The organism is Citrobacter sp. wls714 (assembly GCF_005281025.1).
GTDB lineage: Bacteria > Pseudomonadota > Gammaproteobacteria > Enterobacterales > Enterobacteriaceae > Citrobacter > Citrobacter werkmanii.
Genome location: NZ_SZWZ01000036.1, coordinates 1 through 446 on the forward strand (window position 1 = coordinate 1; position 446 = coordinate 446).

Consider the following 446-nt stretch of genomic DNA (forward strand, 5'->3'; position numbering starts at 1 on the left):
GGTGTACTAATCAACGGGGAGCAGGTCAGTCCCTCTGGGTCAGTAGATACATGTCCGCAGATATCGCATTCAATTCCAGGAAGCACCGATTCTGACTGCGCTTTGATATGCAGCCGCGGTTCACCGTCTTTCGGCGCAGGCCAGTCGCGCTGCTTGTTCACCGCCAGTTTTTCTACCATCGCCAGGGTAATCTGCTCATCAGTAATACCGGCACGACGTTGCGCATCCCATAACAAGAATTGCATGTCAGCCCATTCGCTAAGATCGCCTGGTTCAGCAGCAGCCTCGAGCGCTTCTTTGGAAAGGTGCTTCAGCGGTCCAACTGGACCGACATCGCCGAAAGTAGCCTGTGACCATGCTGCATGTTCACGGCGTACTTGCTCACGGGCCATCGACTCCAGAACCCCATTAAACACTTTCACAGCATCAGCCATTGCGTAGCCGAG

1 protein-coding gene is annotated in these 446 nt (G+C 54.5%); it reads right to left on the reverse strand.

Annotated features, from left to right (window positions below; genetic code table 11):
* The coding region (locus tag FDX11_RS09765) for a DUF550 domain-containing protein (protein ID WP_249360723.1) at positions 1 to 422 on the reverse strand (422 nt) is incomplete at its 3' end.
* Positions 423 to 446: the final 24 nt, after the last annotated feature.